The organism is Oleiphilus sp. HI0128, from assembly GCF_001635365.1.
On record NZ_LWGG01001046.1, the window covers coordinates 1 to 488 of the forward strand.

Consider the following 488-nt stretch of genomic DNA (forward strand, 5'->3'; position numbering starts at 1 on the left):
CGAATTAACTTTGTTACCCCAGAGCAAAGGCACTTAGGTCTGGATGAAGAAATATTATCGAAGAGGGATGAGCTTTATCGCAAGATGAAAAGAAAGAACCAAATAAGGTGGTCAAAAGCTACGCGGAACTGGGAGAAAGTGGGTGACGTTAAGTTGAACCCGGAGAAGGAAAAACAAGCAGCTTAAATGCTCAGGCGACAACTACCTTGAAAAACGCCGATAAGGAGAAGTAATCATGAGCGACTTTTTTGAAATTGTTCTTATAGGCGTAGCATTTATACCTGTAGGTTTGATTCTCCTGTTTTTGTTTCTTGGGATACATGAATGTATAAAAAATCCAGAGGCTATAAAGGAAGCTTTTCCAAAAAAAACAAGAAATGAAGGGAATTGTTTGGCTAATGAAAGTCGAGAGTTTGGTGAATGGACGGCAGGAATTGATAACCCTATGCTTGATACTAAGTATGGGGATAGAGGTTTATGAGATAGGT

At 39.3% G+C, this 488-nt stretch carries 1 protein-coding gene and 1 pseudogene; both read left to right on the forward strand.

Annotated features, from left to right (window positions below):
* Nucleotides 1–186: pseudogene (locus A3763_RS28835) on the forward strand (IS3 family transposase); the annotation flags it as partial.
* 49 nt (nucleotides 187–235) lie between these two features.
* Nucleotides 236–481, forward strand: coding sequence for a hypothetical protein (locus tag A3763_RS17765; RefSeq protein ID WP_068634353.1), 246 nt, complete (start codon nucleotides 236–238; stop codon nucleotides 479–481).
* Nucleotides 482–488 lie beyond the last annotated feature (7 nt).